This is a genomic window from Micromonospora sp. DSM 43699, from assembly GCF_055517075.1.
On sequence record NZ_JBTMMT010000031.1, the window covers coordinates 46,075 to 65,257 of the forward strand.

9 protein-coding genes, 1 tRNA gene, 1 pseudogene and 1 CRISPR repeat array are annotated in these 19,183 nt (G+C 72.6%); of the genes and pseudogenes, 4 read left to right on the top strand and 7 right to left on the bottom strand.

Annotation, left to right across the window (positions count from 1 at the left end; translation table 11 throughout):
- Positions 1-61: 61 nt before the first annotated feature.
- The 6 genes and pseudogenes from AC0AIB_RS17085 to AC0AIB_RS17110 form a co-directional block, all read right to left on the bottom strand.
- Positions 62-2,473, bottom strand: coding sequence for a transglutaminase TgpA family protein (locus AC0AIB_RS17085; protein WP_465097039.1), 2,412 nt, complete (start codon positions 2,471-2,473; stop codon positions 62-64).
- Positions 2,467-3,615 (bottom strand): DUF58 domain-containing protein, encoded by a 1,149-nt coding sequence (locus AC0AIB_RS17090; RefSeq protein ID WP_465097040.1) that lies wholly within the window; start codon positions 3,613-3,615, stop codon positions 2,467-2,469. Before AC0AIB_RS17090 ends, AC0AIB_RS17085 begins: the two co-directional genes overlap by 7 nt.
- A 10-nt stretch (positions 3,616-3,625) precedes the next feature.
- Positions 3,626-4,624 (bottom strand): AAA family ATPase, encoded by a 999-nt coding sequence (locus tag AC0AIB_RS17095; RefSeq protein ID WP_328345203.1) that lies wholly within the window; start codon positions 4,622-4,624, stop codon positions 3,626-3,628.
- 35 nt (positions 4,625-4,659) lie between these two features.
- Positions 4,660-7,284, bottom strand: coding sequence for a fibronectin type III domain-containing protein (locus AC0AIB_RS17100; protein ID WP_465097041.1), 2,625 nt, complete (start codon positions 7,282-7,284; stop codon positions 4,660-4,662).
- A 220-nt stretch (positions 7,285-7,504) separates the two neighbouring features.
- Positions 7,505-8,056, bottom strand: coding sequence for a fibronectin type III domain-containing protein (locus AC0AIB_RS17105; protein ID WP_328349125.1), 552 nt, complete (start codon positions 8,054-8,056; stop codon positions 7,505-7,507).
- Positions 8,057-10,633: 2,577 nt separating this feature from the next.
- A pseudogene (locus tag AC0AIB_RS17110) lies at positions 10,634-10,933 on the bottom strand (hypothetical protein); the annotation flags it as partial.
- 93 nt (positions 10,934-11,026) lie between these two features.
- Here AC0AIB_RS17110 and AC0AIB_RS17115 point away from each other — a divergent pair.
- The 3 genes from AC0AIB_RS17115 to AC0AIB_RS17125 all read left to right on the top strand — a co-directional run bounded on the left by AC0AIB_RS17115 (position 11,027) and on the right by AC0AIB_RS17125 (position 12,719).
- A tRNA-Leu gene (locus AC0AIB_RS17115) sits at positions 11,027-11,110 on the top strand.
- A gap of 266 nt (positions 11,111-11,376) precedes the next feature.
- Positions 11,377-11,703 carry an AbrB/MazE/SpoVT family DNA-binding domain-containing protein gene (locus tag AC0AIB_RS17120; RefSeq protein WP_465097042.1) on the top strand — a complete coding sequence of 109 codons (327 nt, stop codon included), beginning with the start codon at positions 11,377-11,379 and terminating at the stop codon, positions 11,701-11,703.
- Positions 11,700-12,719 carry a tyrosine-type recombinase/integrase gene (locus AC0AIB_RS17125; RefSeq protein WP_465097043.1) on the top strand — a complete coding sequence of 340 codons (1,020 nt, stop codon included), beginning with the start codon at positions 11,700-11,702 and terminating at the stop codon, positions 12,717-12,719. Before AC0AIB_RS17120 ends, AC0AIB_RS17125 begins: the two co-directional genes overlap by 4 nt.
- A 3-nt stretch (positions 12,720-12,722) precedes the next feature.
- Here the strand turns inward: AC0AIB_RS17125 and fxlM are convergent, their stop codons facing one another.
- Positions 12,723-14,171, bottom strand: a complete 1,449-nt coding sequence (gene fxlM, locus AC0AIB_RS17130) for a methyltransferase, FxLD system (RefSeq protein WP_465097044.1) — start codon at positions 14,169-14,171, stop codon at positions 12,723-12,725.
- A 283-nt stretch (positions 14,172-14,454) separates the two neighbouring features.
- Positions 14,455-16,506: direct repeats of the CRISPR family, unit length 37 nt; unit sequence GCTGCGCCCGGTCTACGGACCGGGCGAGGATCGCAAC.
- 195 nt (positions 16,507-16,701) lie between these two features.
- Between fxlM and cas3 the strand changes: the two genes are divergently transcribed.
- Positions 16,702-18,969 (top strand): CRISPR-associated helicase Cas3', encoded by a 2,268-nt coding sequence (cas3, locus tag AC0AIB_RS17135; RefSeq protein ID WP_328345211.1) that lies wholly within the window; start codon positions 16,702-16,704, stop codon positions 18,967-18,969.
- Positions 18,970-19,183: the final 214 nt, after the last annotated feature.

A 19,183-nucleotide genomic window follows, 5' to 3' on the forward strand; every position in this document is an offset into this window, starting at 1 on the left:
CCACCCTCCGCGGGTTGCCGGATGTCGGGTGGCGATCGGCGGGTGTCGGTCGGTGGGAGCGTCAGCGGGGCCAGCGCAGCGGGCCGGGGCGTACCGACCAGAGCAGCCGCCGCCAGCGGGGCCGGGCCGCCCGCAGGGCTGCCGCATAGCCCTCGGCGATACCCCGGGCCCGATCGGCCTGGGCGTCGGTCAGCGTGCCGGGGGCGAAGGCCGCCTGGTTGAGCAGCCCGGCCAACTCCGTCAGCGGCACCTCGTCCCCGGCGCGTCCGGAGTCCCCGGCGCGTCCGGAGTCCCCGGCGCGTCCGGAGTCCCCGGCGCGTCCGGAGTCCTCGGCGAGGGCGCGCCGGGCCTGTTCGGCCACCTCGGTGGCGGAGAGCTGCCCGCCGACCGGTCGCCCCGACAGTCGTAGCGCGTCCGTGACGTGCCGCCACGCGCCGAACACCCGGGTTGCCGGATCGCCCCGGGTCAACCGGGCCCGGGTCTGCGCCCGGCGCCGCCCGACCAGCGCCCCCACCGTCACCCCGGCCAGCAGCAGCACCCCCACGCCGCCGACCACCAGCGCCGGCGTCGACCCGTCCCGGCCGTCACCGTTCCGCACCGGCCCGGCCGCCGCCGGTGGGGTGGTCGGTGGGGTCAGGGTCGGCTCGGGCACCTCCGACGGTGGTGGGCTCTGCGGGGCCGGTCGGAAGTCCTCCTCCACCGGGCGGGGCGCGCTGTCCGGTCGGGGCAGCGGATCGAACGGCACCCACCCCACCCCGGCGAAGAGCACCTCCGGCCAGGCGTACGCGTCGGCGGCCCGGACCGGCCCGTCCCCCCGGGAGGTGAACCCCACCACCACCCGGGTGGGTAGGCCGACCAACCGGCCCAGCACTGCGAAGGCGGCGGCGAACTGCTCGGAGGTGCCCCGCTGACCGCCGCCGTTACGCGGCCCGAACAGGAAGAACTCCAGATTCGGGTACGCGTGCCCGCTCGGGGCGTCCGCCACCAGCCGGTAGTGCTCGGCGAGGAACTGCTCCACCGCCGCCGCCCGCGCGTACGGGGCGCCGTTCTCCTCGGCGAGTTGGGCGGCGAGCCGGCGCATCGGTTCCGGTGTCCCGTCGGCCACCCGCAACACCCGGGCCACCTCCGCGCCGGCAGGTACGTCGGCGGTGCCGAGCAGGTTCGAGTCCGGCCGTTCCCGTGCCGAGGTGACCGTGTACGCCAACCCCGGTACCAACCCCTCCGGTCGGATCAGCGTCCCGCTCTCCGGGTCGTACGCCACCCGGGCGCCGTCGACCGAACGGGGGGTGGCCACCGCCGGCAGCAGCCGACCGGTCAACCCGGCCACGGTGATCTCCTGCCGGACGGTGTCCACCGTCCCCGATCCCGGCTCCCCGACCGGCAGGACCCGTCCGGCGGTGCGGTAGGTCGCCCCCACCCGCCAGGTGACCCCGTCGTAGTCGCTGAGCACCGCCAGCCGGATGGTGGTCGGCCCGTCGGTGGAGGGCCGGGTCGACACGTCCAGCAGCTTGCGCTGCGGGTCCAGCGCCCACCCGGAGATCCGGATCAGCGGGTTCTCGTCAAGCGACTCCACCCGGGGCGGCGGCACGTAGCGACGCGGGTCCACCGGCCGCTCGTCGACCAGCCCGGCGAGCACCGGACCCAGCAGGGCCGCCGCCCCGACCACCACCGCCACCACGGCGGCGGTGACCGCCGCCGCCCGGACCCGGACGGTGGCCCGCACCGCCGGTGCCAGCCCGGCGGTCGGGTCCGGCCCCGGGGCGCGTGCCCCGACCAGGGCCACCGCGACCAGGCCGGCGAAGGCCACCGACACCCCTGTCGCCGGTGCCGCGTTCGGGCCGACCACGTAGACGCCCCCGGCGTAGAGCGCGGAGGCCGGCAGGAAGCCGAGCAGCACCCGACCGGCCCGCAGCGCCACCTCGGCGCCGCCCAGCCCGGCCAACCAGGCCGCGACCACCGGCAGCAGCACCGTGTCCGGTGCCGGCTCGACCGGGATCATCGCGGTGAGCAGTCGGGGTACCGCGTTGCCGGCGGCGTCGGCGGCCACGTCGAGGAAGCTGCCCGGCAGTCCGGCGTGGGCGGCGGCGAGCCGCACCGACCAGGCCGTCCACCCGAGCATGGCGGCCACCGACAGCGGCGCCACCAGCCAGGACGGCAACCGGCGGGCCGCCACGCTGACCAGCACCGCGCCCAGGGCCGCACCGCACACCAGCCGGGTCAGCAGGTCGCCGGCGTACACCCGGCCGAGCACCACCCCGGTCAGACCGATGGCGGCGACAAGCGCCGTCGGCACCACGGCGGCCCGCAGCACCCGCCCGGCGATCCGGCCCGTCGCCCGGTTCCACCCCGCTTCGGCCGGACCACTACCGTCGGCCTCCGCCCGTTCCGGTCCGTCGCCGGCCGGACCACCGCTGTCGGCCTCCGGTCGGGGCCGGCGGCCGGGCCCGTCGTGCGGGTCGGTCACCGTCACCATCGGCGCACCGCGTCCCACCCGGCGGCGAACGCCGCGCCGTCGACCGCGTCGAGCACCACCGGCCCGGCCGCCGCGGACGTCGGCCCGGCCGCACCGAGCACCCCCACCACCACCGACGGGTACGCCCCGCGCAGCGCACCCACCCGGCCGAGGTCGTCGCGGCCACCGGGGCCGGTGAGGAAGACCAGCGTGTCACCGGACCGGTCCCCGCGTAGCCGGGTCAGCATCGCACCCAGCACCCCGTCGGAGCCGGAGTCGGTCAGGGCCACCGCGGCCAGCCGGTCGAGCGGCGGATCGGCGGCCCGGTCGTCCCCCGGATCCACGAGCAGCAGCACCACCGGCAGGTCCTGGCGGAACGCGGCCACCACCAGTGAGGCCGCCGCCTCGCAGGCCGACTCGAACGACCCGGCCACCCCGCCGGCCCGCTCCGGGTGGGCGGCGGCCCGGTTGTCCAACAGCACCACGATCCGGGGCAGGCTGGTGTCCACGTTCTCCCGCACCATCAGCTCACCCACCCGGGCGCTGGTCCGCCAGTGCACCCGGCGCAACTCGTCGCCGACCACGTACTCGCGTAACGAGTCGAAGGTGATCGACCCATGCGGCACCCCGTCCACCCGACCGTCCAGACTGCGCCCCGCCCCGGTCGGCACCGCCGTCAACGGGAACACCCGCGGATGCACCCGGATCACCGTCGCCGGCCCGTACGGGCGGGTCGCGGCGTACAGGCCCAGCGGGTCGCGGCGGGTCACCCGCAGCGGTCCCACCGGTAGCACCCCACGCCGACGGGTCGGTACGTCGTACCCGAGGGTGGTGTCCCGGCCGGGGCGCAGCCGCAGCAGCGGCACCGGCACCGGGCGGTCCGCGCAGCGGTCCACGGCCAGCAGGGTGGTCACCCGCAGCCGGCCGGCGTTGCGGACCGTCAGCGTCATCCGGGCGGGCTCGCCCACCGCCACCCGGTCCGGGTCGGCCGCGCGGTCCACCACCAGCCGGGGGCGGCGGGCCGCGCCCAGCACCGCCTGCCCGACCGCCACCGCGCCCGCCGCCCCCAGCACGGTCAGCTCCGGGTACGCGAACCGGAGCCCCGCGCCCAGCAACGCGGACGCGGCGACGAGCAACCCGGCACCCCGGGCGGTGAGCCCCATCTCGGCCCGGTCAGCCGTGCGTCGGGGTCGACTGGCCCGACGGCAGCGGCACCGGCACCGACGCCACCGCCTGACGCAGCACCTCGGCGGCGGTCACCCCACGCACCTGCGCGTCGGCGGTGAGCAGCAGCCGATGGGCGAAGACCGGCTCGACGAGCGCCTTCAGGTCCTCCGGCATGATCCACCCCCGGCCGTCGATAAGCGCGTACGCGCAGGCCGCCCGGGTCAGCGCGATCACCCCCCGGGGGCTGACCCCCACCCGCACCTGCGGATGGTGGCGGGTGGCCGTGGCCAGCCGGACGGCGTACCCGTAGAGGGGTTCGGCGATGTGCACCCGGCGGGCCATCCGGACCATCTCCCCGACGGTGGCCGTGTCGGTGACCGGTTGCAGCGAGTCGGGGGAGCGGACCGTCGCCCCGCGCAGCACCTCCACCTCGATCGCCTCGTCCGGGTAACCCACCGACAGCTTCACCAGGAACCGGTCCAGCTGGGCCTCGGGCAGCCGGTACGTGCCGTCCATCTCCACCGGGTTCTGGGTGGCGACCACCAGGAACGGCTGCGGCACCGGGTGCCGGACACCGTCCACCGTGACCGTCCGCTCCTCCATCACCTCCAGCAGCGCCGACTGGGTCTTCGGCGAGGCCCGGTTGATCTCGTCAGCGATGACGATGTTGGCGAACACCGGCCCCGGGTGGAACTCGAACCCCCGGGTGGCCTGGTTGAAGATCGTCACCCCGGAGACGTCCGAGGGGAGCAGGTCCGGGGTGAACTGGATGCGCCGCCACTGGCCCTGCACGGTGGCCGCCACCGCCCGCGCCAGGGTGGTCTTGCCCACCCCCGGGACGTCCTCCAGCAGCACGTGCCCCTGGGCGAACAGGGCGGTCAACGCGAACCGCACCACCTCCGGCTTGCCCAGCACTACCGCGTTGACGTTCTCCGCCAACCGGGCGGCCAGGGCGGCGAAACCCTGGACCTCCGGCTGGCTGAGCGGTTCGGGGGTGCTGTTCACGACGACGGGATGCTCCTCGGCTACGGCGGCGCTGGTCAGCAGGTGGGTAGTACGGCGATGTCGTCACCGCCGGCCAGGTTGAGCCAGGCCCAGGGGATGTAGTTGCGCCCCTGGTAGTCGACCCGTACCCACCAGGTGCTCTGCTTCTGGTCGTTGTAGATCCAGGAGTCGACGTTCTCGCCCTGCCGCCGACAGTACGTCCGCAGCCGGGTGCCCGGCTTCGCCCAGCCGACCTGCTTGTCGTCGTCCTGCCGGGGCACCGAGAAGACCTCGTTGCCGTTGCGGCCGTCCACGTCGGAGTCGCAGTAGGTGCGCTGGTCGCCGTCCGGCCCGTTGACGCAGGTCGCCACGCCGTACAACGGGTCGGTGCCCTGCGCCCGGGTGTCCGTGCCCCGGCCGGCGGCGTTGCTGGCCGTGACGGTCACCGTGTACGCCGTACCCGGGGTCAGGCCGGTCACCCGCAGGCTGGCGCAGCTGCCCGTGGCGCTCTTCCCCCCGGTGGCGGCGGTGCAGGTCGGCTCCCCGCCGCCGGCGTCCACGGTGAACGTCACAGTCACCGACGTCGCCTCCGCCGACGACCCGGTCACCGTCACCCGGGGCGCCGCCACCGTACGCGCGGTGGCGGTGGCCTCCGGCCCCGGTCCGGCCTCGTTGACCGCCTTCACCCGGACCATCAGGTTCTGCCCGTCGCCCAGCCCGGTGACAGTCGTCGCGGTGTCGGTCACCTCGCTGGTCCGCCCGCCCACGTCGACCTGGTACCGGCTCACCGGCCTGCCGTTCGCCTCCGCAGGCGACCACCGCACCGCGATCGTGCCCGGCCGGTCGGCCACGGTGGCCGCCCGCAACCCCGCCGGCTGGCCGGGAGCGGTGAACGGCACCACCGTGTCGCTGATCGGGGAGACCGCCGAGGCGGCGCCCCGGTCGTTGACCGAGGTCACCGTGAACGCGTACTGGGAGCCGTACGTCAACTCGCCGGCCGGCACCACCAGCTCGGTGCGCCGCGACTCGCCGACCGGGGCGTTCGTGCCGGCCGAGGTCGCGGTGACCGCGTACCGGGCGATCCGGTTGCCCTGCCCGTCGGCGGCCGGCCACCGCACCAGCACGGTGCCGTCGGCGCGGGCCTGCGCGGTGACCTGCGCCGGCGGGGCGGGCACCGCCGAGGTCGGGGTCACCGGGTTGCTGCGCCGGGCCGGACCGTCGCCCTTCGCGTTCACCGCGTGCACCGAGAACGTGTACGTCGCCCCGTTTGTCAGTTCGGTGATCTCGACGGCCCGCTGGTTCGCCCCCACCTCGTGGCGTTGACCGGCGCCCTCCACCACGTACCGCAGGACGGCCGCGCCGTTCGCGGCGGCCGGCCGCCAGGCGACCCGGGCCCGCGCGTCACCCGCGGTGGCGGTGACCTGCCGGGGCGCACCGGGCTTGCCCACCCGGGGCTTCGGCGGCGGTGGCGGCGGAGGCGGATCCGGCGGCGGATCCCCGCCCAGCACGTCGTTGGCGTACTTGTCGACGGTGCGCACCCGGTGCGCGTCGTCGACCACCCGGGCGGTGGCCGACCCCGGGGCATTGACGAACAGGTGGTTCTCCCGCACCTCCAGCTCCAGCGGACCGGTCGCCCGACCGGGGCGGATGGTCTCCACCAGCTGCCCGGCAGCGTCGAACGAGTAGACCGCGCCGGTGACCCCGTCGGCACAGTAGAACCGGCCGGCCCAGGCGACGGCCGGCCCGACCCGGTCGCCGCTGCCCGGCACGACGAACCGGGTGACCACCCGGCCGTCGCCGACCGCGAGCACCCGCCGGTCGCCGCCGATCGTCACCGGCACCACCGGGCCGCTGGTCCGCGCCGGCAGCGCGCCACCGGCGGTCGCCCCGAGCACGGTACGCCGCATCTGCCCCGCCCGGACCGTCACCAACTCGCCTGTGGTCCGGTCCAGCACCGCCACCCCCTCGTCCAGGGTGGACAGGACCAGCTCATGGTTCGGCTCGGCCACCGGATGGGTCTCGACCCGCCGGGGCCCCCGACCGTCGGCCGCCCCCGACACCGGCCCGGACGGCAACGCGGCGGCGGTGACCGCCGAGACGGTGCCCTCCGCCGGCACCGCGATCCACAACCGACCCCGACCGTCGAACGCGCCGGCCGTGATGCCCGGCGGAAAGAGCACCGGGTCGCCCACCGGCACCAGCGAACGGGGGTCGAGCTGCCGCACCACCCCCCGCACCGCGTCCACCACGAACGCGGCGTCGTCGTGCAGCACCACGTTGACCCCGAGCCCCGGCGTCGTGGGGGTGGTCGCGGTGATCTGGAGCGTGGCCAGGTCGAGCGCGCTCACCTGACCGGTCTCCAGATCCCGCAGGACCAGCAGCCGGTCGGTCTGGGTGACCTGCACCGGATGCTGCCGGGCCCCGGGGACCTCCTTGCGGGTGTCCACCCGGGCGGTGATCCCGTTGACCCGGGCCAGCTCGCCCCGGGCGCTGCTCCACAGCCAACTGCTGGCGTCGAAGCTGGCCAGCGCATCCTCGGCGGCACCCCGGCCGAGCAGGGTGAGCCCCAGCGCGGCCACCAGCGCGGTCACCGTGCCGACAGTGACCAGCCCGCCCCGTAGCCGGGACCGCCGACGGGACGCTCCGGCGTCGGCGGTCGCGGCGTCGTCGATGCTGGCCACAGCGGGCTGCCCTCCGTCCGGTGGCCCGGGCGGCGTGCCGGGTGCCGGCCGTCCTGCCCTGAACCGTGGGACATCATATGGGCCACTCCGGTACGACGAAACCCGCACCGTTCCGATTCGGACACCCAGCGTGCCGGGGTGGACGGGGTTGCGCGCACCGACGCTGCCCGGGTCGGTGCCCTCCGGCGCTGCCCGGGTCGGTGCCGTCCGTGCTGCCCGGTCAGCCGCTCGGCGACGGTCGTACCCGGTCGGTACAGACCTGACCGGAGGTGGCGAACGCGTTCGTCGAGTAGACCGCCAACACGGTGAAGCAGTAGTCCACCTCGGCGTTCAGGCCGTTGACCGTGAAACTGGTCTGTCCCGGGTCGACTGTGGCCATCACTCCGAGCGCCCGCCCGGTCCGTCCACCCGCGACCATGAACGGCACCGACCCGTTGCTCGGATCGGACCAGGTGACCGTGATGGTGGCGGCGTCGTCGCGCAGCTTCAGGTCGTCCGGCGGCGGCCCGGCCGTACCTTCGGGGGCGGCACCCGTCGACTGTCCCGGACCGGTCGATTCCCGGCCCAGCATGACCGCACCGATCGTGCCCCCGACAGCCAGCAGCACCACCACCCCCGCCGTCACGGCCACCAGCCGACCCCGGCCGGGCGGCCCACCCGCCCGCACCGGGTACGACGGCGCGAGCTCGGGATACCCCGTTCCCTCCATCGGCGGCAGGTGTACGTGGGCGGCCGGCCCTCCGTCCGGTGCCGGCCCCGGTGGGGCGAGCATGGCGGTCTCCGGTTCCGCCCCGCCCCGCGCCACCGGATCGTCGGCCGTAACCGGACCGTCCTCGGTGTCCCGGCGACTCCCGGCGGTCCATGCCGGCTCACCCGTGCCCCAGGAGCCGGTGTCCCACCCAGGTGACGCGCCCGCCGGCAGCCGCGGCGGCGACTGCGATCCCGGCCGGTCGAGCGGCCCCACCGGCTGACGGCCGTCGACCAGGTACGTAGGCGTCCCGGTCGGCGATGCCGGTGCCGCCGCCGGTGGCCCGCCCACCGGATGCGGGTGGGTTCCGGCGGGTGGTGCGCTCGTCGGATACGGACGTGTTTCGGTGGGTGGCCCGCCCGCCGGATGCGGGTGTTGCGCGGAGGACGGCCCGCTCACGTTGCTCGTCGACGGTCCGTCGGCCTGCTGCGGGCGTGCTCCGGCGGGAGGTGCGCTCACCGGATCGACCGCCGACGGCGGTCGATCCGGCAGCGACATCGGAGCGGGCGGTCCGCTGACCGGAGGAACCGGCGGGACGGTGTCTGTCGACCCGCCGTACGTACCGGGTGGACCCGGCGGCGACGGGCTGAGCAGCGCGCTGCTGAGCGCATCCACGGGTACCGGCGGAACGCTTGCTGGTGCTGGTGGAATCCTCGCTGCCGATGGTGGCGGTGCTGCCGGTCCGCTCGCTGCCGGTCCGCTCGCTGCCGGTCCGCTCGTTGGTGGTGCAGCCCGGGCCGCTGCCGGTGGCGGAATTATGGTGGCCGGTGGTGCCGGTGGTGTCGGGAGGCTCGGCGTCGGGTGCGCGGCCGGTGCCGGCGACGGGGGATGTCCGGCAGACGGTGTGGCGGTGGGCGGCGAACCGGTCGGTGTCGGGTCGCCTGGCGGAGTCCGCTGGTCCCGAGCGGCGTCGTGGTCCCGGGCGGCGTCGCGCGCCCGTTCCTCCCACAACGGTCCGATCTGCTGTACCTGCACCGTCGGCCGGTCCCAGTTCTGTTCCGGCGAGGGCCCGGCGACGACTGGTGTGTCCGGTGGTGCCGTCGGGGACGGTGGTGCGACCGGGGACAGGTCGTCCGCAAGTATGTTCGGCCCACCACGCTCGCGAGCAGGTGTCGTCGGCCCGGACCTGTCAGCGGTAGGTGTGGTCGCTGATCCGGACCGGTCGGCGGCCGGGGGCGTTGCCGGTCCTGGCCGGTCGGCGGGCGGGTTGCGGTCTGGTGCCCACCGGTCGGGGGCGGGTGACGGGGTGGTTTCCGGGGAGAGCCGGGGCGCGGGAACCTGCGCCGGTTCGGCTTCCTGCTCCCGGGGGACGACAGGTGGTGTGCTGGCCGGCCCGGTGAGGCGTCCCTCCGGGGCAGACGGAGTCGCGGCGGAGACAGCCGGGCGTACCGGACCGGTGACATCGGTCCGCCCGTCGAACGGGGCGGCGGGGAGGGCGGTCGGCTGGCCGTGCCGGGTGGGCGGCCCGGACGGGAGCGCGGTCGGCTGGGCCGGACCGGTGGGGATCACGACCGGCTGTCCGTGGTGGGCCGGCGGGCCGGGTGGCGTCGCGGTCGGCTGTCCGTGGTGCGGTACGGGCAACCGTGCGACCGAGGAAGTGCCGCCATGCGCCGCTCCCGCCTCGCCGAGGTCGGGCTGCTCGGGCGGGATCGGCGACGCTCGGCGACGCGGCGGAGGGAGGTGCGGCGATGCGGAGTGCGGTGGCTGGGGGTGTGGTGGCTGGAGGTGTGGCGGTGCCCAGGGTGACGTGGCCGGTCCGCCGCCGGAGACCGGAACGGACGGGGGGACCGGTGGCGCCGAGTGCGGGCGGGACGGTGCCGAGGCTGCGGGAGCGGAGCGTGGCGGTACTTCCGGCGGCGCGGCGTGTGGCGTGACTGCTGGAGCCGCCGGGGTGGCGCCCTGCGGTGCGGGGCGAGGCGGTGGCTCGGACTGCTGGCCGGGTGATGTCGGCCAGGGCCGGGGTGCACCGGGTCGGTGAGCGGTCGGCAGACCGTACATCTGCCTGGGCAGCGGCACCCGGGGTTCGGCGTCCGGCACGGGAGCTGCCGGGGTGGTGCCGTGCCGGGGCGCTGGTGGCGTGCGCACCGGCTGACCGGGGGAGGCCGGGTGGGTAGGCGCGGCCCGTGGTTCCAGCGGGGTGCCGGGTTGGGGTGGGGTGGGGTGATCGGCGGCAGCGGTGGGCGGTGCGGGGATCGGACGGGACGTCGGTGAGACGACTTCGGGTCGGGGCGTCGACGTGGGGGCGTACCCCTGGCGAGGTCCCGTCGGCGGGGTGTGTCCGGTCGGGGCCGGCGACGGCGGTGCTGTCGGAAGCGACGTCCCGGCGGAAGCCGGCTGCGGCTGGTCCGCCGGAATGCCCAGGTACTGGCGGGCGACCCGTACGGCGGGATGCTGTTCACCGAGCACGGCGGGCCCGGCGGTGGCGACCCGGGTGTAGTTGCGGCGGGCCTCGTGCCGGTTACCCAACTCCTCGGCGACCCCGGCCAGGTCGAAGGCGAGGGCGAGCATCAGCGGGTCGGCCGGATTCCACCGCCGCTCGCCGGCGGCGTACGCCTCCTCCAGCACCCGACGGGCGGCGGCTGGTTCGTCGGCCTCCCGGTGCAACCTCGCGAGCAGGTGCGCGGTGCCCATGATCTCCGGGTGGTCCTCGCCGTACGCGGGGCGGGCCGAGTCGATCGTGTCGGTGAGCAGCCGGCGGGCCGCCGACAGGTCACCGGAGGAACGCAGGGCGAGGGCCCGGTGTTGGACTGCGGCCAGGGGTGAGGGTGCGGACACGCAAGCAATGCTGCCGCTTGACCGGGTCCGGACGCTACCCGCCCGGCGGAGCCGTCCGGAACAGGCGCCTGACCTGCGATGATCCAGTTCCCGTTCGCCTGCCCGGCGGCGATGTGCATGATCCATTCGAGCCGTGTACAGTAATGCCCCGTGCGGCCCACCAGGGTGGCTGACCGGGGTGAAAGCCGCCGGAGTCGACACGGTAGGCTGAACGAGCAGGTCCGGGTGGCGGAATGGCAGACGCGCTAGCTTGAGGTGCTAGTGCCCGTATAGGGCGTGGGGGTTCAAGTCCCCCCTCGGACACAATTTGGCAGCATCCCTGCTGTTTTTGACGTACTGGTGGTCGAGCGCGCTTGACCACGCCGATCTGATCTTCGTGTCGACGTCGGCCGGTCCCGCTTCGGGCGGGGGTGGTCGGCGTGGCTGACGTTGTGGTCGCTCCCGTTGTCCCGCCGGTCGTGTTGGCGGGCCGGGGTAAGCCGGTTGGTCGTTCTGGCGGGGGTCTTCGTCGTCGGCCGTTGCCGCTTGCGGATCTTCCGACTCCTCGTGTCGGCAGCATGGTCTATGGGGTGGCGGCTCTGGATGCCAGTGGTCGGATCGCCGACAGTGGGGTCGTTCGGGCGCTCGGTTGGGTGCCGGGCACCCGGCTGCACATCCATGAGGGTGCCGGTCTGGTGGTGTTCCGTGCGGATCGGCAGGGTGTGTTCGCGGTGACGGGTCAGGGTCATCTGCGGCTGCCGGCGGCGGTGCGGCAGTGGTGCGGGTTGGCGGCGGGTGACCGGGTGCTGTTGGCGGCCTGTCCTGCGGAGGGGTTGTTGGTGGTGCATCCTCCGGCGGCTGTGGACGCGATGGTTGGCCCGGTGCACGCTGCGGTGCTCGGTGGTGGTCGGCCGTGACTGATGGTGCGGTGGGGCGGGCGGAGTTGGACGCGGCCCGGTTGTTGTTGGCGCGGATGGGGATCTCGCCGGCTGATCTGGTGGAGGCGGCGGCGGTGCGGCCGGTGGCGCCGACGTTCGCGGAGTACGTGCCGGTGGTGTCGGCGGCGGTGACCGCGGGTACGCGGCGGGCGTACGGGTCGTACTGGAAGCGGGTGGTGGAGCACTGGGGGTCGCGGCGGTTGGATGAGCCGAGCCCGTCGGAGATCGAGTGGTTGGCGGAGTACGTCAGGACGCATGTGGTGGCCCGTCGCAATGCGCGGGGTGGGCGGAGTGCGGCGGAGCATCTGATCGCGGCGTTGCGGTGTCTGTACAGGCGGGCGGTGGCGGACGGGTTCGTCGCGGCGGCGGACAATCCGGCGGTGAAGGTGGCCAAGCCGCGGCGGTTGGCGAGCACCAGGCGGGCGGTGGCCGATGCCCGGTTGGCGGAGATCAACGCGGTCGCGGCGGGTACGGGTGATGATCCGGTGTTGGACAGTCTGTTGTTGCGGTTGCACACCGAGACGGCGTGCCGGCGGGGTGGGGCGTTGGCGTTGCGTCCGGTGGATCTGGATCCGGACCAGTGTCTGATCCTGTTGCGGGAGAAGGGCGACACGGTGCGGTGGCAGCCGGTGTCACCGACACTGATGCGGCATCTGCAGCGGCACGCGGAAGAGCGTCGTGCTCCGGCGCGGGGCCAGTTGCTGCGGTATCGCAACGGACGGCCGATCACGTACCGGCGGTACGACCATCTGTGGGTGCGTATCGGTGAGCATCTACCGTGGGTGTGGGTACAGCAGATCAGCACCCACTGGTTGCGGCACACGACGTTGACGTGGGTGGAGCGGAACTTCGGCTACGCGGTGGCCCGTGCCTACGCCGGTCACTCCGACAGCGGCGGTGATGCCGGTACGACCACCACGTATGTCCGGGCGAGTCTGCAGGAGGTCGCCGCCGCGTTGGCGGCCCTGACGAACGAGCCCCATCCCCTCGCATGAGTTTCAGCAATGGGCGTGCGGGGCCTGTTCTGCGGTCCTGAGCGCTGCGGTTGCGCGGCCATCGCAGGGCAGAGATGGCGGGCGGGGGTGCGGGCGGGCACCGAAGGGCACGGACGGCGCGGTGATCCCGCATCCCCGCATGGGCGGGAACGAGGTGCGTCCAGGTCGTCCTGACGTCTCTGCTGAGCTCGTCCCTGGGGTGCCGGGGCGGGGGCAGGGCACCTCCCGGCGTGGGGTGTGGTCAGAAGGTGATCGTGAGGGTGGTGTCGGGTCGGTTGATGTCGCCGGGTTCGGCGGGTCGGGTTCCTGCGCGGTGACGGTGGGCTGGTTGGGGCGGCCTGCGGCGTCCCATTGGTCGAGCAGGTTGGTCAGGTCGGTGGCGAGCGCGTTGGCGTCGGGTCCGTGGGCGATCGCGCCGAGTTCGTGGTGGCCGTCGCCGGTGTCTTGGAAGGCGAGGTAGGCGATGGTGCCGCCGTGGTAGATGGCGGCACCGGCCCATCGGTAGGCGGGGGTGACCAGTCCGCTGGTGCGGGCGGTATCGCCGACGCCGAGGCGGCCGAACGGTTTGTCGGCGTGTGCGAGGAGCCACAGGTCGAGGTGGCCGATGGGGTCGGCGTCGTTGACCTGGATGCCGGTCCAGCGTTCGAGCCGGGGGTGGCTCAGAGCCTTGGCGAGGGCGGCGCGGTCGGGTTGGTCGGTGGCGTCGAGTTTGAGGACGATGTCGGTGTCGAGGCGTACGTGGTGGTCGGTGTGTTCGGTGCTGCCGCGCATGGGGACGAATCCGCAGACCAGTGGCGTCGTGGCGCTCATCAGCATCGTGGGGCTGGTGCGGTCGAAGGCGAAGCATCGGGTCAGGCCGCTCTCGTGCACGCGCAGGGGCACGACGATGCGGCCGTGGTCGGCGAGTTGGTTCCACCAGTCGGCGGCGATGTCCCAGGCTCCGGCGGTGACGATGATCCGGTCGTAGGGCGCGTGGTCGGGGTCGCCGAGGGCTCCGTCGCCGCGGATCACCTTCACGGTGTGGTAGCCGGCGCGGTCGAGGCCGGCGCGGGCGCCGTCGGCGAGGTCCTGGTCGAGTTCGATGGTGACGACCGTGCCGCCGGGGCTGGTCAGCTCGGTGAGCAGTGCGGCGTTGATGCCGGTGGCCGCGCCGATCTCCAGGACGCGGTGGCCGGGTTGGGGGGCGAGTTGTTCGAGCATGTCCGCGAGGAGGCTGGGGTTCGATGCGGACGACAACGCGGCACCGCTGGGGTCGCGTTTGGTGACGATCTGGCGGCGGGTGTAGACGGTTTCCAGGTCGACGCCGGGGAGGAACTGCTCGCGGGGGACCGTACGGAATGCGTGCGCGACGGGGGCGGAGCGGATGTGGCCGCGCTGTTCGAGTGTGCTGACGAGCTGTTCGCGGAGCGTCGCGGCACTCGACGTTCCCGGTGCGGTGGGGGAAGTGTTCACTGCGTTGACCCTACTGTCGATCTTGGGGGCATTCGGCTGGTGCAGGCGGGAAGCGAGAGTTGCCAGACGTTGCGCCGTTGTCCAAGGGTTCAAGGCTCATCATCTCCACTCGTGGCGTCAGCATTGACATACTGAAGGTTGACCAGTGGCTGATCTAGGAACCCCCGGTGGACACGGAAAGGCGGGAGGTTCCGAACCTCGAAATGAGAATGATTGGGGCATACCGGTTGCGCATCGCCTGGGTGATTCGCTGGCGAGCGTCGATTTCTGCTGGTGGAGAGCTGCTGCGCCCGGTCTACGGACCGGGCGAGGATCGCAACACCCGGCAGCGCGAGGAGTGGCAGGGGCTGCTGGCCAGCTGCGCCCGGTCTACGGACCGGGCGAGGATCGCAACCTGACCGAGCGCCTGGAGTTCAACCCCGGCGCATGGGTGCTGCGCCCGGTCTACGGACCGGGCGAGGATCGCAACCACCCGGGCATCATCGCCCACCGGGAAGCCACGCCGTCGCTGCGCCCGGTCTACGGACCGGGCGAGGATCGCAACTCACCGCCGCTCGCCGCTGCCCCGGCGACACCCCGCTGGCTGCGCCCGGTCTACGGACCGGGCGAGGATCGCAACCCCGGACTGCCCGGCGCGGACCAGAGCGGCCAGCTCGGCGGCTGCGCCCGGTCTACGGACCGGGCGAGGATCGCAACCACTCCCCTCCCAGCCACGTCTCGATGTCGGGCGGCAGGCTGCGCCCGGTCTACGGACCGGGCGAGGATCGCAACTCGATTCCGGCCAGGGCCTCTGCCCGGGCCGCGTGGGCTGCGCCCGGTCTACGGACCGGGCGAGGATCGCAACGGGTCCGGTCTTGGTGGGTGGCTGTCCGGCCGGCGGGGGCTGCGCCCGGTCTACGGACCGGGCGAGGATCGCAACATGGTGTTCCTGTCCACGATGGTGCAGCTGCTGATGCGCTGCGCCCGGTCTACGGACCGGGCGAGGATCGCAACCAGTACTGCGTCGTCCCCATGGCCGGGGGCTGCGGGGCGCTGCGCCCGGTCTACGGACCGGGCGAGGATCGCAACCCGGCACCGGGGATGTCCACGGTTTCGGCGCTCACGCTGCGCCCGGTCTACGGACCGGGCGAGGATCGCAACCGGTCCCGATCCCTGGCCCCCGGAAACCCACCCCCATCAGCTGCGCCCGGTCTACGGACCGGGCGAGGATCGCAACGCCTTGTGGTCACGCCGACGCCGCTGGGCCGGGGTCAGGCTGCGCCCGGTCTACGGACCGGGCGAGGATCGCAACCAGTCCGCCAGCATCACCAGCGGCGTGAACTCGTCGAAGCTGCGCCCGGTCTACGGACCGGGCGAGGATCGCAACGGCGGACCCGCAGGAACCGGTCCAGGGCCTGCCCGGTGCTGCGCCCGGTCTACGCACCGGGCGAGGATCGCAACCCGCATGACGGCCAGGTCCCGCTCGTCACGGCGGATCGCTGCGCCCGGTCTACGGACCGGGCGAGGATCGCAACATCCGGTGGTACAGCCCGGACTTGAGTCCCGGCACATAGCTGCGCCCGGTCTACGGACCGGGCGAGGATCGCAAGCTGGTCGCCTCCGTGGTGGGTGACGCAGCGGGGCCGGGCTGCGCCCGGTCTACGGACCGGGCGAGGATCGCAACCGGCATCACCGCAGCGGTGAACATCCCGAGACCGATCGCTGCGCCCGGTCTACGGACCGGGCGAGGATCGCAACGACGAGGATCAGGGGCCACGGGACGCGGCCGGTCGGCTGCGCCCGGTCTACGGACCGGGCGAGGATCGCAACGACGTGATCGAAACGGGCATCGGCAGCGTGTCGGCGGTGGCTGCGCCCGGTCTACGGACCGGGCGAGGATCGCAACCGGGCGGTGCCGGTCGGCGTCGACGAGTTCGATGAGGCTGCGCCCGGTCTACGGACCGGGCGAGGATCGCAACATCAGCAACACGGCCGACGCCGCCGAGATCCTGACGATGCTGCGCCCGGTCTACGGACCGGGCGAGGATCGCAACAGACAGGCGGCGGCCATCTCACGCGGCATCGCCCGCCAGCTGCGCCCGGTCTACGGACCGGGCGAGGATCGCAACTCGGCCATGGGTATCTCCTGTCGGCAGGGTGCGGGCGTGCTGCGCCCGGTCTACGGACCGGGCGAGGATCGCAACTGCGCCACGTTCGAGGTGGTGATGCTCCACCAGGGCAGCGCTGCGCCCGGTCTACGGACCGGGCGAGGGTCGCAACGCCGTGCACCCGCAGGAACAGCGGGGTCTCGACGTCCCCGCTGCGCCCGGTCTACGGACCGGGCGAGGATCGCGGCCTTCCGTACCCACCAGTGCTGCTGGGTACGCGCTGGGTGAGGTTCTCGATATCGAGGGCCAGGTCGGCACACTTTGGCTGTGGCGAGCGCCTGGGCGCGACAGGAGTCGGTGGTGGCCGCCGACAGGGTCAATGCTCTGTGGTCGGTAACCACTTGGCTCAGGAGGATCTGTAACGATGATCTTGGGAGTTGTTTATGTCTGGTGTGAGTTCTCTGCGGGCGCATAGTCCTGCTACCGGTTCTGGTCGGTGGCACTCGCTTGCGGATCATCTTCGTGGCACGGCGGTGCTGGCGCGACGGTTCGCTGCCCCGTTTGGTGGGGGTGAGGTGGCGTACTGGCTGGGTGCGCTGCATGACGTGGGAAAGGCGTCCTGTGCGTGGCAGGACAAGCTCGCTGTGGTCGGGCCCACTGGGGGAGCGGTGGGTATTGATCACAAGTCGTTGGGGACCAGGATCGCGCAGGAGCGTGGGCTTGGGCCGTTTGCTGGGGCGATTTTCGGCCATCATGGTGGGCTTGTCGATAATCCTGGGCTACGTGAGGCGTTGCGGAAGAGGCTGGCTGACTGGTCCGGGGACGTGGCGTCCGCTGAGCGCGAGTTGCCCGTGTTGCTGCCCGATCTGCCACAGGATCTGGGTTCTCTGGTGCCGGTGGATTGGCGTGGTGATCCGCTGGCGGGGGAGATGGCGCTACGCCTGTGTTACAGCGCGTTGGTGGATGCGGACAGTTTGGACACTTCCGCGCATTTCAAAGGGTTGACCGGTCCTCGGGTGTGTGCGGATGCCGACTTCAGTCATCTCTACCAGAGGTTCGAGGGTCGACGTCGGGCGGAGATCGCCGCACGTGGCGGCTCTCCGATCGCGGCCTTGCGGGAGCAGATCTACGCGGATTGTCTGGCGGCGGCTGAGTGCGAGCCGGGGGTGTTTCGCCTTGGTGCGCCGACCGGTGCCGGTAAGACGCTGGCGAGTGGGGCGTTCGCGCTGCGGCATGCGGAGAAGCACGGGTTGCGCCGGGTGATTGTGGCGGTCCCGTTCCTGACCATCACCGAGCAGAATGCCGCCGTATACCGTCGGCTGTTGGACGAGGAAGGTGAAGAGCCGGTCGTCCTCGAACATCACAGCCAGGCCGACTTCGATGATCCGGATGCCGGCCGGTGGGCACGGCTCGCGGCGGAGAACTGGGATGCGCCGTTCGTGGTCACGACCTTCGTCCGGCTCTTCGAGTCGCTGTACGCGCGTAAACCGTCGGCGATGCGTCGGGTGCATCGCCTGGCCAACTCGGTGATCGTGTTGGACGAGGTGCAGGCGCTGCCGCATGCCATGCTCGCGCCGATCCTCGATGGTCTTCGCCTGCTCGTGCGGCACTTCGGTGCGACCGTGCTGCTGTCCTCGGCGACACAGCCGAGTTTCTGGGCGTTGGATGAATTCAAGGATGTGCCGTGCATGGATCTGATCCACGACACCCCAAGGCTGGTCAGTGAGCTGCGGCGGGTGCGATACAAGTGGCAGCTCGACCCGCAGCCGACGCTGGCGGACATCGCCGACCAAGCAGCGGCAGAACGGTCGGCGTTGGTGGTGGTAAACACGACGGCGGACGCGAAGGCAGTGTTCGAGCGTTGGAACGACACGGAACAGGAAGGGGCGGCCTGGCACCTATCGACTCGCATGTGCCCAGAGCATCGGCGGCAGGTGCTGAATGAGGTACGCACTCGTCTCGACCAGGACGAGCGGGTCCTGTTGGTAGCCACGCAACTCATCGAGGCTGGTGTAGACGTCAGTTTCCCGGTGGTGTTCCGGGCGATGGCGCCGGCTGACTCACTGTTGCAAGCAGCCGGGCGAGCCAACCGTGAAGGGCGGATGGCCGACGGTGGTCTGGTGGTCGTCTTCGCGCCGAAGGACGGCGGGCAACCACCCTCGTACAAGACGTTGGTCGGCTGTGCCGGACGTCAGTTCGGACCGGACAAGGCCGACCCGGACGACGTGGCGGCGCTCGGACGCTACTACCGCAACGTGTACGACATGCTGAACCTCGCCGACAGCCAGCACGTCGGCAAACGCATCCAGTACGCCCGGCAACGCTGGGAGTTCGAGACCGTGGCGGACGGGCCGATGGATGCGAGCACCAAGCGGCGGGATCGGAAGCTGGCGTTCAGGATGATCGACGACGACGCTATCAACGTGGTGACGCCACAGGGCGCAGTAACACCTGAGCTGCGGTATGAGCTGGAGGAGCTCATCGTCGAGCTACGTCACGCACCGGTTCCGGATCTGGCGAAGCTGCGTCGTTTGCAGCCATACACGACGAACCTCCACCCCAGCGTTCTACGCCAGCCCGGAGTGACGGCGCTACTGCGACCGATTCTCGGCACCGAGGTACGGCGGGGCGCGTTGGTCGAGTGGATCGGCGAGTACGACAACTCCACGGGGATCAACCTCGACCCGAACCTGGAGCAGTTCGTCTTCTAACGTTTTCAGGTCACCAGGTGAGCGCACCGTGCGCTCACCTGGCAATCCAGTCAATCCATGATCTTGTGCAGCCCTCCGGCGGTGATCAAGCTGGCAAGCACACCGGTGGGCAGACTCTCGGCGGTGCCGACCATGATGCCAATCGCAGCGCTCAGCGCCATGATTACTACCCAGCGTAACGGGAGAGGGGAGGGGCTCCGGGGTTCTTGACTCT